Source organism: Streptomyces sp. WM6386 (genome assembly GCF_000972385.1).
GTDB lineage: Bacteria > Actinomycetota > Actinomycetes > Streptomycetales > Streptomycetaceae > Streptomyces.
Window position 1 is genome coordinate 1 of the sequence record NZ_JXTE01000388.1, and the last position, 581, is coordinate 581.

Sequence of the window (581 nt, forward strand, 5' to 3'; positions counted from 1 at the left end):
TCGCGGAAGAGGGCCAGGAGAGCGGGCGCCTGAGGGGCGCCCGCGTCGAAAAACTGCGTGGCCAGTGCGGGTGGCACGGCGGTTCCATGCATGCGGACTTCATGGCAGCTGAAGCAGAACGCCGCCTCGAACAGCGCCAGGTCGAGAGTGTCCGCGTACGCCCGGACGCTCCAGCCCGGCGAGAAGCCGCAGCGGTGCTGCTCGCTGGCGGGCAAGCTCTCGATCAAGGCCAGGGCTTCGGCTGCCTCGCTCCCTATCCAGTGGGCGCCCGCCCTGCCGGGATACGGGGCGCCCCGCGTTGTCGGGAGTTCGGAGATTCTTACGACCTCCAGCAACACAGCGGCGGCTACGGCGTCGGCGGGGAGCTGCATGTGCGTAGTCTGCCCGCACCCTGTACCGGGGCGGTGCACCTGCCGGAAACCGCGCTCAATAGACGGCTGCCTCACGGGCCGGCAGAAACGCTCAGTCGCAGGGTTGGTGGCCAGCGGGTGTGTCCGATGTCGGTGTCAAGGAGGTCGAGGAGGTGGAGTTGAACGCCGCGGGTGATCCGGACGGTGGGCGGGTCGGTGACATGGCCGATC

Annotated in this window: 1 protein-coding gene; it reads right to left on the reverse strand. The window is 69.0% G+C overall.

Going from position 1 to position 581, the window contains the following annotated elements:
- Positions 1–371: hypothetical protein (locus tag TN53_RS41870; protein WP_046264142.1), on the reverse strand; the 371-nt coding region annotated here is incomplete at its 3' end.
- Positions 372–581: the final 210 nt, after the last annotated feature.